This is a genomic window from Rathayibacter sp. AY1G1 (genome assembly GCF_002932095.1).
Classification (GTDB): domain Bacteria; phylum Actinomycetota; class Actinomycetes; order Actinomycetales; family Microbacteriaceae; genus Rathayibacter.
In genome coordinates this window covers 1-18,744 of record NZ_PSUZ01000019.1, presented here as the reverse complement: position 1 = coordinate 18,744, position 18,744 = coordinate 1, and the positions used below count along the sequence as shown (strand labels likewise).

The following is an 18,744-nucleotide window of genomic DNA, read 5'->3' as shown; positions in this document are numbered from 1 at the left end:
CGTCCCCCCGCGTTCGACACCCCTGCTCCCCTGAAGGCTCTTCCATGCACGCCACCCCCCTCATCGACGCGACCCCCGGCGTCGTCCTCGAGCGCGACGGCTCCGGCGCCCGGATCACCCTCAACCGCCCCGACGCCCTCAACGCGATCGATCTCGGCACCGCGCGACTGCTGCTGAGCACCGTCGCCGACCTCGACGCCGACGCCGGCTGCTCCGTCATCGTGATCGCCGCGGCCGGCCGCGCGTTCTGCACGGGCGGCGACATCTCGGCGATCATGGGGTCCGAGAACCCGGACCACTACCTGCGCGACGTCGCGACCACGACCGCCCAGGTGATCCGCCTGCTCGAGGACAGCCGCGCCGTCGTCGTCTGCGCGATCGACGGCATGGTCGCCGGCGCCGGCATCGCCTTCGCTCTGGCCGCCGACATCGTGATAGCGACTCCCGCCGCCCTCTTCCTCAGCGCGTACGGCGACGTCGGGCTCGTCCCGGACGTCGGAGTCACCGCCGCGCTCCCCCGCGTCGTCGGCCGCCGCCGCGCCCTGGACTTCGTGCTGTCGGGCCGCCCGGTCCGCGCGGCCGAGGCGCTGGAGTGGCAGCTCGTGACCGAGGTCGTGCCGCGCGCCGACCTCGCCGGCCGCGTCGACGAGCGCGTGCGCGCCCTGGCGGCGAAGCCGGCGCACGTCGCGTCCGCCGCCCGCCGCCTCCTGCGCACCGACCCGCTCGACCGCGCCGAGCGCATCGTCGAGGAGACGGACACCCTGGTCGAGTTCCTGGCGGTCCCCGCCACGCGCACGCTCCTGGACGCCGAGCACGAGCGCCAGGCCCGCCGCGCCGCCCGGGCGACCGCCTCGCTCTGACCCGGGGCGAGCGTCCGCGACGACGCTCCGGCCCGGGCCGGGCGGACGTCCGCCCGACGGCCCACGGATCGGCCGGGCGTTCTCCTCCGATCTCGGCTACGGTGGTCCCCGCGAAGGGGAGTAGTTCCCACCGTCCGCCGAGCGGACGACGAGGCGCGTCGACATGCTGGTCCGGGACGATCCGGGCCCGGCGCTCCACCCCGGCTCCGGCCGGGGCGAACGAGACCTTCGGTCAGTCGACGCACGTCCTGACCGGTCCTCTCGCGCGGGTCGGCGGACCTGAGCCAGGAGATCGCATGGCGACCACCGCCCCCACCCCCAGTCCCGCCCAGGTGCGCCGCTGGCGCCGCTACCTCGCCGACGAGCTCGCCGAGGCCTCCGTGTACCGCGACCTGGCCGGCCGCCGCTCCGGCGAGGAGCGGGAGATCCTGCTCGCGCTCGCCGTGGCCGAGGGCCGCCACGAGGAGCACTGGCGGGAGCTGCTCGGCTCCGCGGCGGAGCCCGCGCCCCGCCCGGACCTCCGCACGCGCTTCCTCGGCTTCCTCACCCGCCGCTTCGGCTCCGTGTTCGTCCTCGCCCTGATCCAGCGCGCCGAGGCCCGCTCCCCCTACGCCGACGACGACGACGCCACCGAGGCGATGGCCGCCGACGAGCGGATCCACGGCGAGGTCGTCCGCGGGCTCGCCGAGCGCGGTCGCAACCGCCTCTCCGGGACGTTCCGCGCGGCGGTCTTCGGAGCGAACGACGGCCTGGTCTCGAACCTCGCCCTCGTGCTCGGAGTGGGGGCGAGCGGAGTCGGGACGGGCGTCGTCCTGTTCACGGGCATCGCGGGCCTGCTCGCCGGCGCCCTCTCGATGGGCGCGGGCGAGTTCGTCTCGGTGCGCTCGCAGCGCGAGCTGCTCTCGGCCTCCAGCCCGGACCTCGACGCGAACCGCATCGTCCCCGATCTGGACGTCGACGCGAACGAGCTCGCCCTGGTCTACCGCGCTCGCGGGATGACCCAGGAGCAGGCCGACGCGCGTGCCGCCTCCGTCTTCACGGGCCTGCGCGGCGGCGCCGTCACCTCCCCCATCACGCTGGGCGGTCCCGCAGGAGACCCCGACGTCGACGAGCACGAGTCGATCGGCACGGGCATGGGCGCGGCGCTGTCGAGCTTCTGCTTCTTCGCCTCGGGCGCGATCATCCCGGTGCTGCCCTACCTGCTCGGCCTGACGGGGCTCGCCGCGGTGGTCGTCGCCTGCGTGCTCGTGGGCATCGCCCTGCTCGCCACCGGCGCGGTCGTCGGGCTGCTCTCAGGCGCCCCGCCGCTGGCCCGGGCGCTGCGCCAGCTCGGGATCGGCTACGGCGCGGCCCTGGTGACCTACCTCCTCGGCCTGCTCTTCGGCGCGTCCGGAGTCTGAGCCTCGGCCTCGAGGAGCTGCGCGGACTCGCGCGGCTCCTCGGCGCGGGGCCGCACGACGACGCCGCGCCACCGCAGCGCGGCCACTCCGACCGCCAGCAGCAGCGACGCCGGCAGGCAGCCCAGCAGGGGGATGCAGGAGTAGTAGAGGAGCTGCCGCTGGATCCACGCGGGCGAGGGCACGTCGGAGTCGCCGTAGTAGGGCGGAGGCGGCGAGGAGTAGCCGGTGTAGAGGAGCGCGAGGCCGATCAGGGTCCCCGCGAGGCCGGCGAGCAGGAGCACGAGGAGCCACGGGTTCCGCAGCAGGGGCGCCTCGCGCACGGGCTCGGCGGGAGCAGCGGGAGCGGGGTCGGCGGCCGGCTCCGGCAGGGGTGCGGGCGCGGTCTCGGCGCCGAGGCGGTGCGACCGCCGGCCCTCGGCGGCTCCGGCGATGTCGGGCAGTGCCATGATGCGGCGCGGTCCGGGCACGGACGAGGAGCCGGGGCGGACCACGCGCGACTCCGGGAGCGCGGGACGAGCGGCGGCTCCGGACGTGGCGGCGGGAGCGCCGGGGGCGGCACCCGAGCCGGGCCTCGCGAACGCCCGCTCGTCGCCTCTCAGACGCTCCACCGGTCCCGAGAACCCGCGCTGGAAGGCCGGGTCGTAGCGCGGGTCGACCCGTTCGTCGTCGTCAGTCATCGTCGCGACCCGTCATCGTCTTCCCCGGTCATCGTCGACCTCCGGCTCGTGGGAGAGGATCCCGCGCAGCCAGTCGCGGGCCTCGAGGAACACCTCGTCGTCGTAGCGTCGCACGGAGGTGACCGGGCGGCGGTCAGCGCGCGGATACGAGCCGAGGAAGATCACCTTCGGGCTGAAGCGCCGCAGCCCCATCAGCGCGTCGGCGACCCGCTCGTCCTGGACGTGCCCGTCGAGGTCGATGACGAACCGGTACCGGCCGAGGGCATCGCCGATCGGCCGCGACTGGATCATGCTCAGGTTCACCCCGCGGGTCGCGAACTGCTCGAGCATGTCGAGCAGGGCGCCCGGCTGGTCGGCCGGGAGCTCGGCGATCACGCTGGTCTTGTCGGCGCCGGTCGGCTCGGGCAGCGCGTGCGAGCGCGAGACGTGCACGAAGCGCGTGACGGCGTTCGGGTTGTCGCCGATCCGCTCCGCCAGCACCGCGACGTCGTGGTGGGCGACGATCCCGGGAGGGGCGATGGCCGCGTCCGCGGGAGATCCGCCCAGCAGGTCGACGGTGGCCTGGACGTTGCTGGAGGCCGGCAGGTGCTCGTGGCTGGGGATCTCGCGGTCGAGCCACACCCGGCACTGTCCGTAGGCCACGGGGTGCGCGGCGACGGTGCGCACCTCCTCGAGGCTCGTCCCCGGGCGGCCGACCAGGATGAACGACACCGGCACCAGGTACTCGCCGACGATGCGCAGCCCCGGGATCCGCGCCAGCGCGTCCTGCGCGGCCGTCACTCCGCCCTCGACCGAGTTCTCGATCGCGATCACCGCGCCGTCGCTGCGTCCGGTGACCAGATCGCTGAGCGCCTCCCCCACGTTCGCGACGCTGCGCCACAGCTGTCCGCGCGCCTCCGGGACCTGCGCGAGGGCCGCCTCCGTGAACGTGCCGCTGGGCCCGAGATAGCTGTAGGCACGGGTTTCGGGGGCGCTGTCGGGCATGGCGCAAGCCTAGCCAGCCGCGGTACCCCTGGAGGGGGCCGGACTGCCACTATGGACCGCATGACCGATCGCGCAGGGAAGCCGGCACAGGCCTCCGATCTCATCGACGTCGAGGCCCTCGTGAGGGCGTACTACGAGAAGAAGCCGGACGTCTCCGACCCGGCTCAGAAGGTGGTGTTCGGCACCTCGGGCCACCGCGGATCCTCGTTCGACACGGCCTTCAACGAGGACCACATCGCCGCCGTCACCCAGGCGATCGTCGAGTACCGGACCGAGCAGGGCATCACCGGCCCGCTGTTCATCGGCGCCGACACGCACGGGCTCTCCCGCCCGGCCCTCACCACCGCCCTCGAGGTCCTGGTGGGCAACCAGGTCCGCGTGCTCGTGGACGAGTTCGACGACTTCGTGCCGACGCCGGCGCTCAGCCACGCGATCCTCCGCTACAACAACGACCCCTCGCACACCGACCGGGCCGACGGCATCGTGGTGACCCCCTCGCACAACCCGCCCCGCGACGGCGGCTTCAAGTACAACCCGCCGCACGGCGGCCCCGCCGACTCCGACGCGACGACCTGGATCGCCGACCGGGCCAACGAGCTCATCGCCGACGGCAACCGCGGCGTGACCTCGGCCGAGCCCTCCGCGGTCGAGACCTACGACTACCGCACGCACTACGTCGCGGACCTGGCGAACATCATCGACCTCGACGCGATCCGGAAGGCCGGCGTGCGGATCGGGGCCGACCCCCTCGGCGGCGCCTCCGTGCACTACTGGCAGCTGATCGCCGAGATGCACGGCCTCGACCTGACCGTGGTGAACGGGGAGGTCGACCCGGCCTGGGGCTTCATGACCCTCGACTGGGACGGCAAGATCCGGATGGACCCGTCCTCCCCCAGCGCGATGGCCTCGGTGGTCGCGCGCGCCGGCGACTTCGACATCCTCACCGGCAACGACGCCGACGCGGACCGGCACGGCATCGTCACCCCCGACGGCGGGCTGATGAACCCCAACCACTACCTGGCCGTCGCGATCGACTACCTCTACCGCCACCGCACCGGCTGGCGCGAGGACGCGGCGATCGGCAAGACGCTGGTCTCCTCCTCGATCATCGACCGGGTCGCGGAGTCGCTGGGCCGGCGCCTCTGGGAGGTCCCGGTGGGCTTCAAGTGGTTCGTCCCCGGGCTGGTCGACGGCTCGGTCGGCTTCGGCGGCGAGGAGTCCGCGGGCGCCTCGTTCCTCCGCTTCGACGGCACCGTCTGGACCACCGACAAGGACGGCATCCTCCTCGCGCTGCTCGCCTCCGAGATCGTGGCGGTCACCGGGAAGAGCCCGTCGGCGCTCTACCGTGAGCTGACCGAGCGCTTCGGCGACCCGGTCTACGAGCGCGTGGACGCGGTGGCGACGAAGGCGCAGAAGGCGGCCCTCGGCAAGCTGGACGGCGACGCGATCGCGGCGACGACCCTCGCCGGGTCCGAGATCACCGCGAAGCTCTCGAAGGCGCCCGGCAACGGCGCGGCCGTCGGAGGCGTCAAGGTCGTCACCGAGGACGCCTGGTTCGCCGCGCGCCCCTCCGGCACCGAGGACGTCTACAAGATCTACGCCGAGAGCTTCCGCGGCCTCGACCACCTGCACGAGGTCCAGGCCGAGGCGCGCACGATCGTGGACGCGGCGCTGAACTCCTAGGCGCTGCGCTCAGTCGCCCGAGAAGGCTCGTTCCCGCCCAGGAGAACGAGCCTTCTCGGGCGACTCAGCGGCGGTGAGGAAAGGGCCGGCTACCAGCGCGGGTGGACGGTGGGGCGGAAGTGGGTGTCGTAGAGGGCGTTCACGGCCTCCATGAAGGCGGGGCCGAGGGGCGCGGCGGAGGCGGCGGCCGCGTTGGCGCGGGCCTGCTCGGGCGAGCGGGCGCCGGGGATCACCGAGGTGACGCCCTCCTGCTGGATGATCCAGGCGAGCGCGGCCGCCGCGGGGGCGAGGCCGTGGTCGTCGGCGAGGCGGGAGAACTCCTGCGCGGCCTCCACGCCGGTCGCGAAGTCGACGCCCGAGAAGGTCTCGCCGACGTCGAAGGCGGAGCCGTCGCGGTTGTAGCTGCGGTGGTCCTCCGGCGCGAACACGGTCTCGGTCGTGTAGCGGCCGCTGAGCAGGCCCGAGGCGAGCGGGACGCGCGCGAGGATGCCGACGCCGGCCTCGCGGGCGGCGGGCAGCACCTCGTCGAGCGGCTTGAGGCGGAACGCGTTCAGGATGATCTGGACGCTCGCGACGTTCGGGCGGGCGATCGCGGTCAGCGCCTCCTCCGTGCGCTCGACCGAGACGCCGTAGGCGGCGATCGCGCCCTCGGCGACGAGGGTGTCGAGGGCGTCGTAGACGGCGTCGTCGGAGTAGACGGAGGTGGGCGGGCAGTGCAGCTGCACCAGATCGAGAGTGTCGACGCCGAGGTTGGCGCGCGAGCGGTCGGTCCAGGCGCGGAAGTTGTCGAGCACGTAGTTGGCGGGGATCTGCTCCGCGCGACGGCCCATCTTGGTGGCGACGAAGACCTGCGCGTCGGGGTGCGCCGCGCGGTAGGCGCCGATCGTCCGCTCGCTGCGGCCGTCGCCGTAGACGTCGGCGGTGTCGAAGAGGGTCACCCCCGACTCCACTGCGGCGTCGAGCACGGCGAGGGCGTCGGTCTCGGCGACGTCCCCCCAGTCGGCACCGAGCTGCCAGGTTCCGAGGCCGACGACGGAGACGGGGGCGCCGGTGCGTCCGAGGATTCGAGTTTCCATGCCTCCACCGTAGGTGCGGCCGAGCCCGCGGCGGACCCCCTTGCGCGTGCTCTAACGTCGAGGGCATGCCCCTCCTCGTGCTCGGAAGCGCCAACCTCGACCACGTCCACCGGGTCGCCCGCATCCCCGCCCCCGGAGAGACGGTGCTCGCCCTCGACGCGAGCACCTTCCCGGGCGGCAAGGGCCTCAACCAGGCCGTCGCGGCCGCACGGACCGAGCTCGGCACCGTCTTCGTCACGAGCCTCGGACGCGACTCGGCGGGAGACCGGCTCGCCGCGGTCCTCGGCGAGGAGCCGCTGGAGCTGCGTGCCCGCCGCGGCGACGTCCGCACCGGCACCGCGCAGATCACCGTGGACGAGCGCGGGGAGAACGCGATCGTCGTCGACTCCGGAGCGAACGCCGCCCTGGTCGGATTGACCGGAGAGGAGTCGGCCCTGGTGGCGGCGGCCGACGCCCTGCTCCTCCAGCTCGAGATCCCGACAGCGACGGTGACGGAGGCGGCCCGCGCCGCGCGCGCCGGCGGCACGGTGTCGATCCTGAACGCCGCCCCGATCGGCCCGCTGCCGGAGGAGCTCCTCGCGGTGCTCGACGTGCTGATCGTCAACGAGCACGAGGCCCGCGAGCTCGCCGCCGATCGCGGCGTCATCGCCGCCGACGACGACGCGCTCGCCGCTGCCCTCACCGCGCTGGTGCCGCTCGTGCTGGTCACCCTCGGCTCCGACGGCGTCGTCGTGGCGGTCCGCGACCGCGAGCCGGTGCGCACCCCGGCCTTCCGGGTGGAGGCCGTGGACACCACCGGCGCCGGCGACACCTTCTGCGGCGCCTTCTCGGCCCGGCTCGCCGCCACGGGAGCACGGCTCGACGATTCAGAGCAGCTGGTCGCCCTCACCCGCTGGGCGAGCGCGGCCGCGGCGATCTCGGTCACCCGCGCCGGAGCGGCGGTGTCCGCGCCGACGGCGGCCGAGACGGACGCGTTCCTCGCCGAGCGCGCCTGAGGGGGAAGCTCCTCGGGGAGGCGCGCCTGAGCGGGAAGCTCCTCAGGGGGAGACGGCGCGGACACCGACCTCAGGCGGCCCGCAGCACCGTCGCTCCGGTCGGCACGGTGCACTCCGGAGAAGCACGAGAGCGCTCGGCCCAGCTCCGCTCCTCGCGGCGAGGCGTCGCGGCCTGCGGACAGCCGCGCCCGCTCCCCGATCCGGCTAGTCGATCGCGGCGACCCGGACGGTCACCCGCGGCCGCAGCTCCGGATGCACCCGGACGCACCACTCGCGCACCGCGGCTCCGATCGCGCGCGCCACGTCCGGCGCGGACGCCTCCGCGGTCACGCAGAGGTCGACGGCCACGGACACCTCGTCCCCCGCGACGCGGACCAGAACCGGATCGGCGAACGTGCCGCCGCTCGCGGTGCCCAGCGGCTCGACCACGATCCCGGTCGCGCTCAGCGCCGTCGCCGCGTGCGCGAGCACGTCGCGCACCTCGGGCCTGGCCGGCATCAGGGTCGCGACACCGTCCAGGGCGCGCAGCTCCGCAGCGAGCGCGGACACCGGATCGACCGGGGCCGCCGCCTCGAGGCCGCTCACGACTCCTCCGTCCCGGGGACGTAGACGTCCTCCACGCGGACGTCGATCCTCGACACCCGCAGCTCGGTCTGGGTCAGCAGCCGCGAGTGCACGCGCTCGCGCACCTGCTGGGCCGCCTCGGCGATCGGCACCCCCCAGAAGACCGAGATCGTCAGCTCCACCACGACCTCCGCGCCCGGCTCGGCGATGTCGCCGACCAGGCGGCAGCGGCCGACCAGCACGCCGGCGACGCTGTCGCCCGCCTCGCGCACGAGTCCGCGGACCGCTCCCTCGGTGATCGTGAGCGCCACGTCGGGCTGGACGCTCGCCAGTGGGATGTCGCGTCCGGCCCGCGACTCGCGGCGCACCTGGGTGAGGATCGAGCCGAACCAGCTCTCCTCCGGCGCGGGCAGGCGTGCGGCGTCGTCGTCGATGAGCGCGCCGGAGAGGGCGCGCACGCGCTCGAGGGCGCGCAGAGTGCGCCGGTGCTCCGGCGACTCCTCGATGGCGGGATCGTACGGAGTGCGCCCGCGGTCGAGGTAGTCGCTCAGCTCGTCGATGCCGATGCCGTCGCCCTCCTGCTCCGTCGCGTCCGCCTCCTGCTCGAGCGCGGGCGGCAGCACGACGTCGTGCTCCCCCGCGCGCTCCGGCCCGTCGCCGGGACCCTGGTCCGCGTTCATCGCGTCTGCTCCCTCATCGCCAGTCCTCCATCGCCACGACCAGCGACTCGCGCGCGCGGGCGAGCTTGCCCCGCACGGCGGTCACCGTGAGACCGAGGTGATCGGCGATCTCGTTGTACGACTCCCCGCCGACCTCTCGCAGCACCCAGCACTGACGCTGCGACTCCGGCAGCTCAGACAGGGCGTGCGCGAGAGCCCGCATGGCGTCGCTCTGCTCGGCGGCCTCGAACGGGCCGGGCTCTCGGGCCGGGGGATGCTCCACGGCGTCGACGTCGTCGGTCGGGCGGCGCTGGCGCAGCAGGTCGACGCTGGAGCGGCTGACGATCCGCATCATCCAGCTGCGCACGCTCGCCGGCTCCTTGAGCTGCGGGAGCTGCGCCCAGACCGTGATCAGCGCGTTCTGCACGGCGTCGGAGGCGTCGGCCTGCGAGCCGGTGAGGCGCCAGGCGTAGGCGCGGAGGATCGACTGGTGCCGCTTGACGAGCACCTCGAAGGCGCGCACGTCGCCCTCGGCGGAGCGCTCGGCGAGCAGCGCGTCGCTCGCCGCTTCCAGTCCGGGCACGGCGCCTCCTCCCTCTCCGCTCACGCGGCCTCGGGCCGCCTCTCAGGTGACGCTCAGGAAAAAGTCCGCCGAGCACCGTGACGAACGCCGTCCGGGCTCCGTCTCACTCATGAAAGCACAGCCCGACCGGATTCCCGCCGGGCCTTCGACCCCGGTCTGCTCAGCAACGGCAGCCGATGAGACGTCCAGGAGACCTCATGAGCGACACCACGCGCACCCCCTCCACCACCCGCGTCGACAAGACCTCCGTCGACACGGTCACGAGCCTCGGCGGCTCGCGGACCTCCGGCACCGCCCAGGGCACCACGGTCATCGACGACAGCGTCGTGGCCAAGGTCGCCGGCATCGCGGCCCGCCAGGTGCCCGGCGTCTTCGCCCTCGGCAACAACGCCGCCCGTGCCTTCGGCGCGATCCGCCAGGCCGTCGGCGGTGCCGACCACGCCCAGGGCGTGAGCGTCGAGGTCGGCGAGACCCAGGTCGCGGCCGACGTGACCATCGTCGTCGAGTACCCCGTGCCGATGCAGAAGGTCGCCGACTCCGTCCGCGCCGCCGTCTCCGAGGCCATCACCGAGCTGGTCGGCATGGCCGTCTCCGAGATCAACGTCGCCGTCGTCGACGTGCACATCCCCGGCGACGACAAGGACGACGAGGCCACCGAGAGCCGCGTCCGATGAGCGACTTCCAGCGCCCCGCGCCCACCGCCCCCGGCGGCCGCAGCACCGTCCTCGGTGTCGTGGTCGGCGCGATCCTCGCCTTCGCGGCCCTGATGTTCGGCTTCTGGGGCTTCGTCCTCACCGCCCTCTTCATGGCCCTCGGCGTCGTGATCGCCCGCATCGCCGACGGCACCCTCGACGTGCGCAGCCTCGTGGACGTGTTCCGCGGCCGCACCACCTCCCGCTAGGAGCCCACTGTGACCGCTCTCGACACGCGTCCCGCATCGCCGGTGGCGGGCACCGTCACCATCACCGTCCGCTCCATCGAGCGCGCCGCCGTGGCGATCGTCCACGAGGAGTTGGGCGTGGAGGTCTCCGCGATCCGCGTCCGCCTCTCCGACGACAGGGGCGGTCTCGCCCTCGCGGTGACCGCGCCGGTCGTCGTCGAGCCGGGCACCGCCCCGGCCGGCGGCTCCCTGCTCGAGCGCCTGCACGGCGACCGCACCCGCATCGCCTCCCGCATGGAGGCGCTGACCGGGCGCACCGTCAGCCGGATCGACATCCGGGTCACGGGCACCCGCACCCGAAGCACGAGGAGAGTCGCATGAGCCCCGCACCGTCGGCGCCCGACACCCGCTACAGCCGCTACCTCCGTCGCGAGACCCACAAGTCCCGCTCCGCCGCGCAGATCGTCGTCCTGGTGCTCATCGCCCTGGTCGCGGCCTACGTCGGCACGGAGGCGGTGCTCGCGATCCTCGGCGCCGCGCCCCTGCTCGCCGCACCGTCCGCCCTGCTGGACGCGATCGTCGGAGTCGCGTCGCTGGCGAACCCCGCCCTCATCGGCGTGGCCGTCGGCGCGGGCGTCCTCGCTCTGGTCCTTCTGGTGCTCGCACTGGCGCCCGGGGCCCGGGCCCGCCACACCGTGGACGACGACCGCCTCGCCGTGGTCGTGGACGACGGCGTGATCGCCTCCTCCCTGGCCCGCGCAGCCCGCACGGCCGCCCACTCCCGCCGCGAGGACACCCGCGCCTCGCTCGGCCGGCGCACCGCACTGGTCGAGGTGACCCCCGCCTCCGGCATCGCGGTCGACCGCGACGCCGTGCAGAGCGCCGTCGACGAGGAGCTCGCCCGCATCGGCGCGAAGCCCGCCCCGCGCTCCACCGTCCGCGTCTCGACCTCCGGGAGGATCTGATGACCGCGAGCAACCGCTTCGTCAACCGGCTCGTCCTGCTCGTCGTGGGCCTCGTGCTCGCGCTGGTCAGCGCCGGAGCCGTCCTGATCGCCGTCTCGCAGCCGGTCCGCGACTCCGTCCTCTCCTTCGCCGACGGCGAGGGCGCGGCCCTGGTGTCGCGCCTCTCCCCCGAGGAGGGCACCGCCTGGAGTGATGCCGCCGTCCTGTGGCCGCTCTACGCCGTCGTCGGGATCTGCCTCCTCGGCATCGTCCTCGCGCTGGTGATGGCCTTCGCCCACGGTCACGGCCGCACCGGCACCGTCCTCCGCGACGAGGCCGAGGGCGCGCCCGCCGGAGGGATCGAGATCGCGACCGGCTTCGCGGAGGACGTCCTCGAGACGGCCCTCGCGGGCCGGACCGAGCTCCTCGACGTCACGGTCGCGGCCTACCGCCACGGCTCCGAGACGGCGCTGAAGGTGCGCGTCCTCCCCCGCGGCGGCGTCTCGCCCCGCACCGTGGTCGACGCCGTGCACCAGGAGGTCGACGCGCTCGACGCCCTGCTCGGCGCCCGCCTGCCGGTCCTGCTCGAGGTCGCCTCGAGCGCCCGGGCCGGCTTCTCCAAGGAGGACCGGGTCGCCTGACCCCGGTCCCGCAGCTTCCCCGGCACCCGCCGGCGGATGGTCACACCGAACAGAAGGAGCCCCTCATGGGTGCAGACGACAAGATCCGCAACGCAGCCGAGAACCTGGTCGGCAAGGCCAAGGAGGCCGTCGGCAAGCTGACGGACAACGAGCGCCTCGAGGCCGAGGGCCAGGCCGACCAGACCAAGGCCCACACCAAGAAGGTCGGCGAGGACGTCAAGGACGTCTTCAAGAAGTGATCTGACCGGAACCTCGACGGGGCCGTCACCGCATCAGCGGTGGCGGCCCCGTCGTCGTGCGTGGAGCGGGTGCGTCGAGCGTCAGACGCCCCAGAACATGATCCGGCCGGCGGAGGCCGCGTCGATGCTCTGGTCGTGGTTGTCGGCGGTGTGCGAGGAGTAGAGGATCCCGTCGCCGTCGACGCTGGTCACGACGCCCGTGTGGTCCCAGTCGCCCGAGCCGTCCCAGTCGAACTGGACGATGTCGCCCGGCTTCACCCGGCTCCGCTCGGAGTCGGGGATCGCGGTCGCGCGCTCGGAGTGCGCGGCGAGGTAGGCGTTGAACGCGGTCGACGACGCCCAGGCGGAGCTGTACCCGCCGGAGGAGGAGTAGCTCCATTCGCCGTCCATCTCCCAGCCGCGGGCGATCAGCGACTGCGAGGTGAAATTGACGCAGTCGTTGCCCGAGATCACGCCGTACTGGGCCGAGTTGTAGTCGTTCCAGTAGGTGGAGAGGTAGTCGAGCTGCGAGGCCAGGCGGCTCGCGTCCAGCGCGGCCTGGGCCTTCGCGGCCTCGATCGCCGGGTCGGGCGTGTAGGCGAAGGTGATCGCCGAGGCGACGACCTTCGTGCTGGCGAGCACGCCGGTCGCGGCGAAGCTGGGAGTGGCGGCCGCGGTCGGGGCGGCGAGGTCGGTCGAGGCCTCGGCCGTCGTGCCCTCCGCGGCGCCCGACGTGTCGACGGCCGGCTGCACCGCGTCGGCCGGGGTCCCGTCGACGGTGACCGCCGCGGCGGAGTCGGTGACCGCGTCGAACGTGATGGCCTGACCGTCGGCGTCGAAGAAGGCGACCGGGACCTCGCCCGCTGCCTCTCCGTCGGCCGGAGGGGCGGTGACCGTGATCTGGTCGGGGTTGTCGACCGCGACGCTGCCCTCGGCCTCGCCGAAGCGCACGGTGGCGACCGAGTCCAGGTTCGATCCCTCGAGCGTCACGCTCGTGCCGCCGGCGACGGTGCCGGAGGTGGTGGAGACGGAGCTGAGGACGACCCGGGCGGAGGCGGTGGTCGCGGGGAGCACGGCGACGCTGGTCGAGGTCGGAGCAGCGGAGGGCGTCGCGGTGGCCGACTCGGCCGAGGAGCCGGTGCCGACGGTGAGGCTCAGGCTCGACGCGACGGCCACGACGACGAGCCCGCCGGAGACGGCGAGCGCCAGCGTGCGCGGGGACGGGCGGAAGAAGGATGCCCCGCGGCGGGCGGGCGCGGTGCGGAGCCGGTGCCCCTCCGCTTCGCGGCGGTCGCGGCGGGACGAGAACGATCCCTCCGGGGCGGGGTGCACCGGGGCGGGAGCCGAGGGCTGCGCGGGAGCGGCGGCGGGTGCGGCGGGCCGGATGCGGCCCTCGCGCTCGCGGGCCTCGCGGCGGGTCAGCGGAGCGCCGGGGGTCGGCGCGGGGGTCGCGGGGTGGTCGGCGGGCAGGGTGGAGCGGGTGGAGCGAGGGGGCACAGAGAGGTCTCACGGGTCGGCGGCTCGGCGGGGGACCGGGCTCGGGAGCAGGGGAAGCGGCTATGTCACCAGGCGGGGGTGGGAGATCCGTCAGACGGGCCTCCGAAAGCGCTCCGAATAACAGTACGGTAACGAGCGGCGCGTGTCACGCCCGATCGTGTCCGTCTGTGATCGCTAGACCGCCTAGGAAGTGGTCCCCGGTGCGTAATCGGGCGCATCCGGAAGGCCGAAGGCGCGCTCGAGCGTCTCGATGCCGGAGTCGTGCAGGTACCCGGAGAGCTGGGTCCCGACGTACCGCAGGTGGTACGGCTCCGACTCGTACCCCGTGATCGGAGTGGCGTCGGGCTTGTAGCGCACGAGGAAGCCGAAGCGATGGGCGTTGGCGCCGACCCACTGCCCCTCCGGAGTGTCGCCCCAGCAGATCTCGAGCGCGCACGCGCCCGACGCTCCCACCACGTCGACCGCCCAGCCGGTCTGGTGCTCGCTGTGCCCCGGGCGCGCACTCGTCGCATCCGCTCCCGCCTGCCCGCGCGAGGACACCCAGCCCGCGTAGACGCTGACCTGGGTGTCGTAGGAGCGGTAGGCGCTCTGCACCGCCAGCGAGAGGCCGGCCTCGGAGCGGGCGGCGGCGAAGAGCGGGACGAGGGCGTCCGCGGTCGCCTGGCGCATCGGCTGCCGGTTGACGTAGGGCACGTCGGGGAAGGTCAGGTCGGCGGGGACGTAGTCGACCGGCGCGAGCGTCCGCAGCTTGTTGACGACGACCCAGGTGCTCGCCGGGTCGTCGACGGACTGCGCGGTGAGGTCGATCCCGGAGGCGGTGGGAGTGGGTGTGGGAGTCGGAGTGGCGGTCGGCACCGCCGTGGGCGTCGAGGTGGCCGCGGAGGGCGACGGAGCGGGCGGCGCCGTCGAGGGGGTCGGCGAGGGCGCCGGCGCTCCGTTCCCGATGGCGGCTCCGACCCCCAGCGCGGTCAGGCCCGCCGCGGCGGCCACACCCCCGATGACCAGGGCTCGGCGGCGGACGGGGCGCCCATCGGTCGGCTCGTTCTCGTTCGACGTCATCCTCCGAGCCTAGACAGACCCGTTCCTGCGCATCTGCTGAAGCACCGGCGATCGGTTCTGTCCACCCGTGCCCCTCCACGCGGGTCGCGCATATCCTCTAAGGATTCACATAAGCAGACCCCCTAGCTTGAGTGACAGCCACGACTCCGCGTGCGACCGCCCCCTCGGCTGCACGGCCCCCCACGGAGCCGTCGATGGAAGGACCCCATGCTCCGACCCCTCACCGCACCCTCCGTCCCTCTCGCCGCCCTCGCTCGGACGCTCGAGATCGGCGACGAGGGCGGCCTGACGGCCGAGATCAGCGGAGTGACGCTGATCGCCTCCGACGTCGAGCCCGGCGACCTCTTCGTCGCCCTGCCCGGGGTCAACCGCCACGGGGCCGAGTTCGTCGAGCAGGCCGTGGCCCGCGGCGCCTCCGCCGTGCTGACCGACACCGCGGGCGCCGACGCCGCGCGCGCGACCGGTCTGCCCGTCCTCGTGGTCGACGACCCCCGCTCCCGCCTGGGCGCCGTCGCCGCCGCCGTCTACGGGACGGCCGAGCGCTCCCCCGTGCTGCTCGGCGTGACCGGCACCAACGGCAAGACGTCGACCGTCCACATGCTCGAGGGGATCCTCCGCCAGCTCGGCGTCGTGCCCGGCCTCAGCTCGACCGCGGAGCGCCACATCGGCGACACCTCGGTGACCAGCGGCCTGACCACCCCGGAGGCGACGGAGCTGCACGCGCTCGTCGCCCGCATGGAGGAGGAGGGCGTCGGCGCGGCCGCGATCGAGGTCAGCGCCCAGGCGCTCACCCGCCACCGCGTCGACGGCGTGGTCTTCGACGTCGCCGGCTTCACGAACCTCAGCCACGACCACCTCGACGACTACGGCGACATGGACACCTACTTCGACGAGAAGGCCCAGCTGTTCCAGCCCGATCGCGCGCGCCGGGCCGTCGTCTCGCTCGACTCCCCCGCGGGCGCGCGCCTCGTCGAGGTCGCCGGCGTGCCGGTCACCACGATCACCTCCCTCCCGGGCGTCGACGCCGACTGGACCGTGACGGTGCTCGAGCAGGAGTTCGGCCGCACCCGCTTCCGGATCGGCAACCGCGAGGGCCGTGCCATCACGACCTCCGTCCCGATCATCGGCACCCACATGGCCGCCAACGCCGGGCTGGCGATCGTGATGCTGATCGAGTCCGGTCGGCCGATCGGCGAGATCCGCGCCGCGCTGCACCGCGACGGCGGAGTGGACGCCTCCCTCCCCGGCCGCACCGAGCGCGTCTCGGGCGAGCGCGGCCCCACGGTGTACGTCGACTTCGGCCACAGTGCCGACGCCTTCGCCCGCACCTTGGAGGCCGTCCGCGAGGTCACTCCCGGCCGCGTGGTCATGGTGTTCGGCGCCGACGGCGACCGGGACGCGCTCAAGCGCCCGGCGATGGCCGAAGCCGCCGTCCTGGGCAGCGACGTGCTGGTCGTCACCGACCACCACCCGCGCTTCGAGGACCCGGCCTCGATCCGGCGCACCCTCGTCGAGGCCGCCCGCGCCGCCCGTCCGGACGCCGAGATCCACGAGGTCGACGACCCCAAGCGCGCCATCCGCGTCGCCGTGTCCCTGGCGCACGAGGGCGACGCCATCCTCTGGGCCGGTCCTGGGCACCAGAACTACCGCGACATCCTCGGCGTGCGCACGCCGTACTCGGCCCGAGCCGAGGCCCGCGCAGCGCTCCGTGAGGCCGGCTGGGCGGACGAGGCGGTCCCCGCTCCGGCCTGATGCACGGCCCCGGCACGGCGGCCCTGAGATCCCGTTCAGGCTCGCCGGACGCTCTGTCGCGCTCTCCGCACGCGGTGTAACTTTGCGCAGCACGCAACGTTTGCGGCGGATCGCCGTGCCTGGACGCGTCCGCCAGACAAGGGGACCACCGTGGCCGACTCCGCCTCCGCTCCATCCGCTCCGACCTCGACGCCGTCCGGCGCCGTGATGTCGCACCGGCAGATCCTGTTCGTCATCTTCGGGCTGATGGCGGGGATGTTCCTCTCCTCGCTCGACCAGACCATCGTCGGCACCTCGATGCGCACCATCGCGGACGACCTCGACGGCCTCTCGCAGCAGGCGTGGGTGACCACCGCCTACCTGATCGTCTCGACGATCGCGACGCCGATCTACGGCAAGCTCTCCGACATCTTCGGACGCCGCCCGCTCTACCTGATCGCGATCGTGCTGTTCCTGATCGGCTCGACGCTCGCCGGCTTCTCGACCTCGATGCTCGGCCTCGCGGGCTTCCGCGCCGTGCAGGGCCTCGGCGCCGGCGGACTCATGTCGCTCGCGCTCACGGTGATGGGCGACATCCTGCCCCCGCGCGAGCGCGCCAAGTACCAGGGCTACTTCCTGGCCGTCTTCGGGATCTCCAGCGTCGTCGGACCGCTCATCGGCGGCCTGCTCGCCGGCACCCCCGAGATCCTCTTCATCACCGGCTGGCGCTGGGTCTTCCTGATCAACCTCCCGATCGGCGCCGTCGCGCTCTTCATCGTCGTGCGGTTCCTCCACCTGCCCAAGCCCGCCGGCAAGCGCTCGGTGCGGATCGACTGGTGGGGCGCCTCCCTCGTCGTCATCGCCGCGGGACCGCTGCTGCTGATCGCCGAGCAGGGCCGCGAGTGGGGCTGGGGCTCGCCGATCGCGTGGGTCTGCTACATCGTCGGCGCGCTGGGCGTCATCGGCTTCATCGCAGCCGAGCGGATGATGGGCGACGACGCGCTCATCCCCCTCAAGCTCTTCCGCTCGCCGACCTTCTCGATGGCGACCGTGCTGGGCGTCCTCGTCGGCTTCGGCATGTTCGGCGGCATGATGGCGATCCCGCTGTACCTGCAGCTGGTGAACGGCGCCACGCCGACCGAGTCCGGCTTCCTGATGCTGCCGATGATCCTCGGCCTGATGATCGCCTCGATCGTCTCGGGTCAGATCATCTCGCGCACGGGCCGCTACCGCGCCTTCCCGATCGTCGGCACGTTCCTGATGTCGGCCGCGTTCTTCTACTTCACCTTCGTGACGATCGACAAGCCGGTGATCTTCATGATGGGCGGGATGCTGATGCTGGGCCTCGGGCTCGGGCAGATGATGCAGACCCTCACCCTGGCCTCGCAGAACTCGGTCGACGTGGCGAACATGGGAGTCGCGACCAGCGCCTCCACGTTCTTCCGCCAGATCGGCGGCACCCTGGGCACCGCCGTGATCTTCTCGGTGCTGTTCAGCCGGATCCCCGACACCATCGCCGCGGCCTTCAAGAACCCGGCGCTCGCGGCGGATCTGCAGCGGGCCGTCACCGATCCGGCCGTCGCCGCGGACCCGGCCAACGCCGGGATTTTGAAGCTGCTGCAGTCGCAGGACACCGCCGCGATCGGCTCCGCGCTCGACGGGGACACGTCGTTCCTGAACACCGCGGACCGCGCCCTGTCGGCCCCGTTCCTGACCGGGTTCAACGACGCGACCGTGACCGTGTTCCAGGTCGCGCTGGGCGTGGTCCTGCTGGCCTTCGTCCTCTCGTGGTTCCTCAAGACCCCGCCGCTGCGAGCGAAGTCGGCCATGCAGGAGGCGCACGACCTCGCGGCCGAGGACAGCGCGGAGGAGCTGCGCCGCACGGACCCGCAGCTGGCCGCGCGCGCCGGGGCCGACCTGGCCGCGGGCAGCATCGAGCCGGACGTCCGGACGGACTCGATCCGCACCGCTCCTCCCCGCGACGGGCACGGCGCCCACCGGGCCTGATCGGGAAGCGCCGGCCGACCGCGTCCTGCGCCCCGCTGCTCTCCTCCGAGGCGCCGCCTCCGCCGTCCGGACACCGCCCTCACCGCGGTGTCCGGCCGGGGAGGCGGCGCCTCGCGGTCGTCCGGGGTGCGGTGTCCCGCGTTCCGGGGCGAGAGAGCGCTCCACCGGGGCTCTAGGATGGTCGGACCGCTGCCGAAGGAGTCCGCAATGAGCGCCGCCCCCACCCCCTCCCCCGCGACCTCGGGGGTGTCGCCCTTCGCGACCGCTCCGGGGACGCGGGAGAAGG

General features: G+C 73.6%; 20 protein-coding genes. 12 read left to right on the top strand and 8 right to left on the bottom strand.

The window, feature by feature from the left end:
- The first annotated feature begins 44 nt into the window (after positions 1-44).
- Together C5C36_RS11575 and C5C36_RS11570 are read left to right on the top strand one after the other, a co-directional pair.
- Positions 45-860 carry an enoyl-CoA hydratase/isomerase family protein gene (locus C5C36_RS11575; protein ID WP_104247581.1) on the top strand — a complete coding sequence of 272 codons (816 nt, stop codon included), beginning with the start codon at positions 45-47 and terminating at the stop codon, positions 858-860.
- A 296-nt stretch (positions 861-1,156) separates the two neighbouring features.
- Positions 1,157-2,260, top strand: coding sequence for a VIT1/CCC1 family protein (locus C5C36_RS11570; protein WP_104224963.1), 1,104 nt, complete (start codon positions 1,157-1,159; stop codon positions 2,258-2,260).
- Here the strand turns inward: C5C36_RS11570 and C5C36_RS11565 are convergent.
- Together C5C36_RS11565 and pheA are read right to left on the bottom strand one after the other, a co-directional pair.
- Positions 2,221-2,937: a hypothetical protein gene (locus C5C36_RS11565; RefSeq protein WP_104224962.1), complete on the bottom strand. Its 717-nt coding sequence runs from the start codon at positions 2,935-2,937 to the stop codon at positions 2,221-2,223. The two genes, C5C36_RS11570 and C5C36_RS11565, sit on opposite strands and share 40 nt — an antisense overlap.
- Before the next feature lie 12 nt (positions 2,938-2,949).
- Positions 2,950-3,921, bottom strand: a complete 972-nt coding sequence (gene pheA, locus C5C36_RS11560) for a prephenate dehydratase (protein ID WP_104247578.1) — start codon at positions 3,919-3,921, stop codon at positions 2,950-2,952.
- Between the two features lie 60 nt (positions 3,922-3,981).
- On the opposite strand from pheA, the gene pgm reads away from it, so the two are divergent.
- On the top strand, positions 3,982-5,604 hold the full coding sequence (gene pgm, locus C5C36_RS11555) for a phosphoglucomutase (alpha-D-glucose-1,6-bisphosphate-dependent) (protein WP_104309793.1): 1,623 nt from the start codon (positions 3,982-3,984) through the stop codon (positions 5,602-5,604).
- An 89-nt stretch (positions 5,605-5,693) separates the two neighbouring features.
- Here the strand turns inward: pgm and C5C36_RS11550 are convergent, their stop codons facing one another.
- Positions 5,694-6,680 (bottom strand): aldo/keto reductase, encoded by a 987-nt coding sequence (locus C5C36_RS11550; protein ID WP_104226781.1) that lies wholly within the window; start codon positions 6,678-6,680, stop codon positions 5,694-5,696.
- 65 nt (positions 6,681-6,745) lie between these two features.
- Here C5C36_RS11550 and C5C36_RS11545 point away from each other — a divergent pair, with 65 nt between their 5' ends.
- On the top strand, positions 6,746-7,675 hold the full coding sequence (locus C5C36_RS11545) for a ribokinase (RefSeq protein ID WP_104309786.1): 930 nt from the start codon (positions 6,746-6,748) through the stop codon (positions 7,673-7,675).
- A 204-nt stretch (positions 7,676-7,879) separates the two neighbouring features.
- Here the strand turns inward: C5C36_RS11545 and C5C36_RS11540 are convergent, their stop codons facing one another.
- From C5C36_RS11540 to C5C36_RS11530, 3 genes are read right to left on the bottom strand one after another with little or no spacing between them, the layout of a single operon-like run.
- On the bottom strand, positions 7,880-8,260 hold the full coding sequence (locus tag C5C36_RS11540; protein ID WP_104224958.1) for a hypothetical protein: 381 nt from the start codon (positions 8,258-8,260) through the stop codon (positions 7,880-7,882).
- Entirely contained in the window at positions 8,257-8,919 is a 663-nt protein-coding gene (locus C5C36_RS11535) for an Asp23/Gls24 family envelope stress response protein (protein WP_104233947.1), read from the bottom strand. The genes C5C36_RS11540 and C5C36_RS11535 overlap by 4 nt, the downstream gene beginning before the upstream one ends.
- Positions 8,920-8,932: 13 nt before the next feature.
- Positions 8,933-9,481, bottom strand: coding sequence for an RNA polymerase sigma factor (locus C5C36_RS11530; protein WP_104224956.1), 549 nt, complete (start codon positions 9,479-9,481; stop codon positions 8,933-8,935).
- 197 nt (positions 9,482-9,678) lie between these two features.
- Between C5C36_RS11530 and C5C36_RS11525 the strand changes: the two genes are divergently transcribed.
- The 6 genes from C5C36_RS11525 to C5C36_RS11500 all read left to right on the top strand — a co-directional run bounded on the left by C5C36_RS11525 (position 9,679) and on the right by C5C36_RS11500 (position 12,185).
- Complete coding sequence (locus C5C36_RS11525) at positions 9,679-10,155, top strand: Asp23/Gls24 family envelope stress response protein (RefSeq protein ID WP_104226785.1); 477 nt, start codon at positions 9,679-9,681, stop codon at positions 10,153-10,155.
- On the top strand, positions 10,152-10,382 hold the full coding sequence (locus C5C36_RS11520) for a DUF2273 domain-containing protein (RefSeq protein WP_104224954.1): 231 nt from the start codon (positions 10,152-10,154) through the stop codon (positions 10,380-10,382). The genes C5C36_RS11525 and C5C36_RS11520 overlap by 4 nt, the downstream gene beginning before the upstream one ends.
- A 9-nt stretch (positions 10,383-10,391) precedes the next feature.
- Complete coding sequence (locus C5C36_RS11515; protein WP_104224953.1) at positions 10,392-10,742, top strand: hypothetical protein; 351 nt, start codon at positions 10,392-10,394, stop codon at positions 10,740-10,742.
- Positions 10,739-11,326: a DUF6286 domain-containing protein gene (locus C5C36_RS11510; protein ID WP_104309785.1), complete on the top strand. Its 588-nt coding sequence runs from the start codon at positions 10,739-10,741 to the stop codon at positions 11,324-11,326. The genes C5C36_RS11515 and C5C36_RS11510 overlap by 4 nt, the downstream gene beginning before the upstream one ends.
- On the top strand, positions 11,326-11,946 hold the full coding sequence (locus C5C36_RS11505) for a hypothetical protein (protein ID WP_104309784.1): 621 nt from the start codon (positions 11,326-11,328) through the stop codon (positions 11,944-11,946). Before C5C36_RS11510 ends, C5C36_RS11505 begins: the two co-directional genes overlap by 1 nt.
- Before the next feature lie 65 nt (positions 11,947-12,011).
- A complete protein-coding gene (locus C5C36_RS11500; protein ID WP_104226788.1) occupies positions 12,012-12,185 on the top strand; it encodes a CsbD family protein in 174 nt (57 codons plus the stop codon).
- A gap of 81 nt (positions 12,186-12,266) precedes the next feature.
- On the opposite strand, the gene C5C36_RS11495 is transcribed toward C5C36_RS11500, so the two are convergent.
- Together C5C36_RS11495 and C5C36_RS11490 are read right to left on the bottom strand one after the other, a co-directional pair.
- Positions 12,267-13,661: an amidase domain-containing protein gene (locus C5C36_RS11495; protein ID WP_104309783.1), complete on the bottom strand. Its 1,395-nt coding sequence runs from the start codon at positions 13,659-13,661 to the stop codon at positions 12,267-12,269.
- 183 nt (positions 13,662-13,844) lie between these two features.
- Positions 13,845-14,720 (bottom strand): D-alanyl-D-alanine carboxypeptidase family protein, encoded by an 876-nt coding sequence (locus C5C36_RS11490; RefSeq protein ID WP_104309782.1) that lies wholly within the window; start codon positions 14,718-14,720, stop codon positions 13,845-13,847.
- A gap of 207 nt (positions 14,721-14,927) precedes the next feature.
- Between C5C36_RS11490 and C5C36_RS11485 the strand changes: the two genes are divergently transcribed.
- Entirely contained in the window at positions 14,928-16,472 is a 1,545-nt protein-coding gene (locus tag C5C36_RS11485) for a Mur ligase family protein (protein ID WP_104309781.1), read from the top strand.
- Between the two features lie 207 nt (positions 16,473-16,679).
- Positions 16,680-18,458 (top strand): MDR family MFS transporter, encoded by a 1,779-nt coding sequence (locus C5C36_RS11480; protein ID WP_104246965.1) that lies wholly within the window; start codon positions 16,680-16,682, stop codon positions 18,456-18,458.
- Positions 18,459-18,744: the final 286 nt, after the last annotated feature.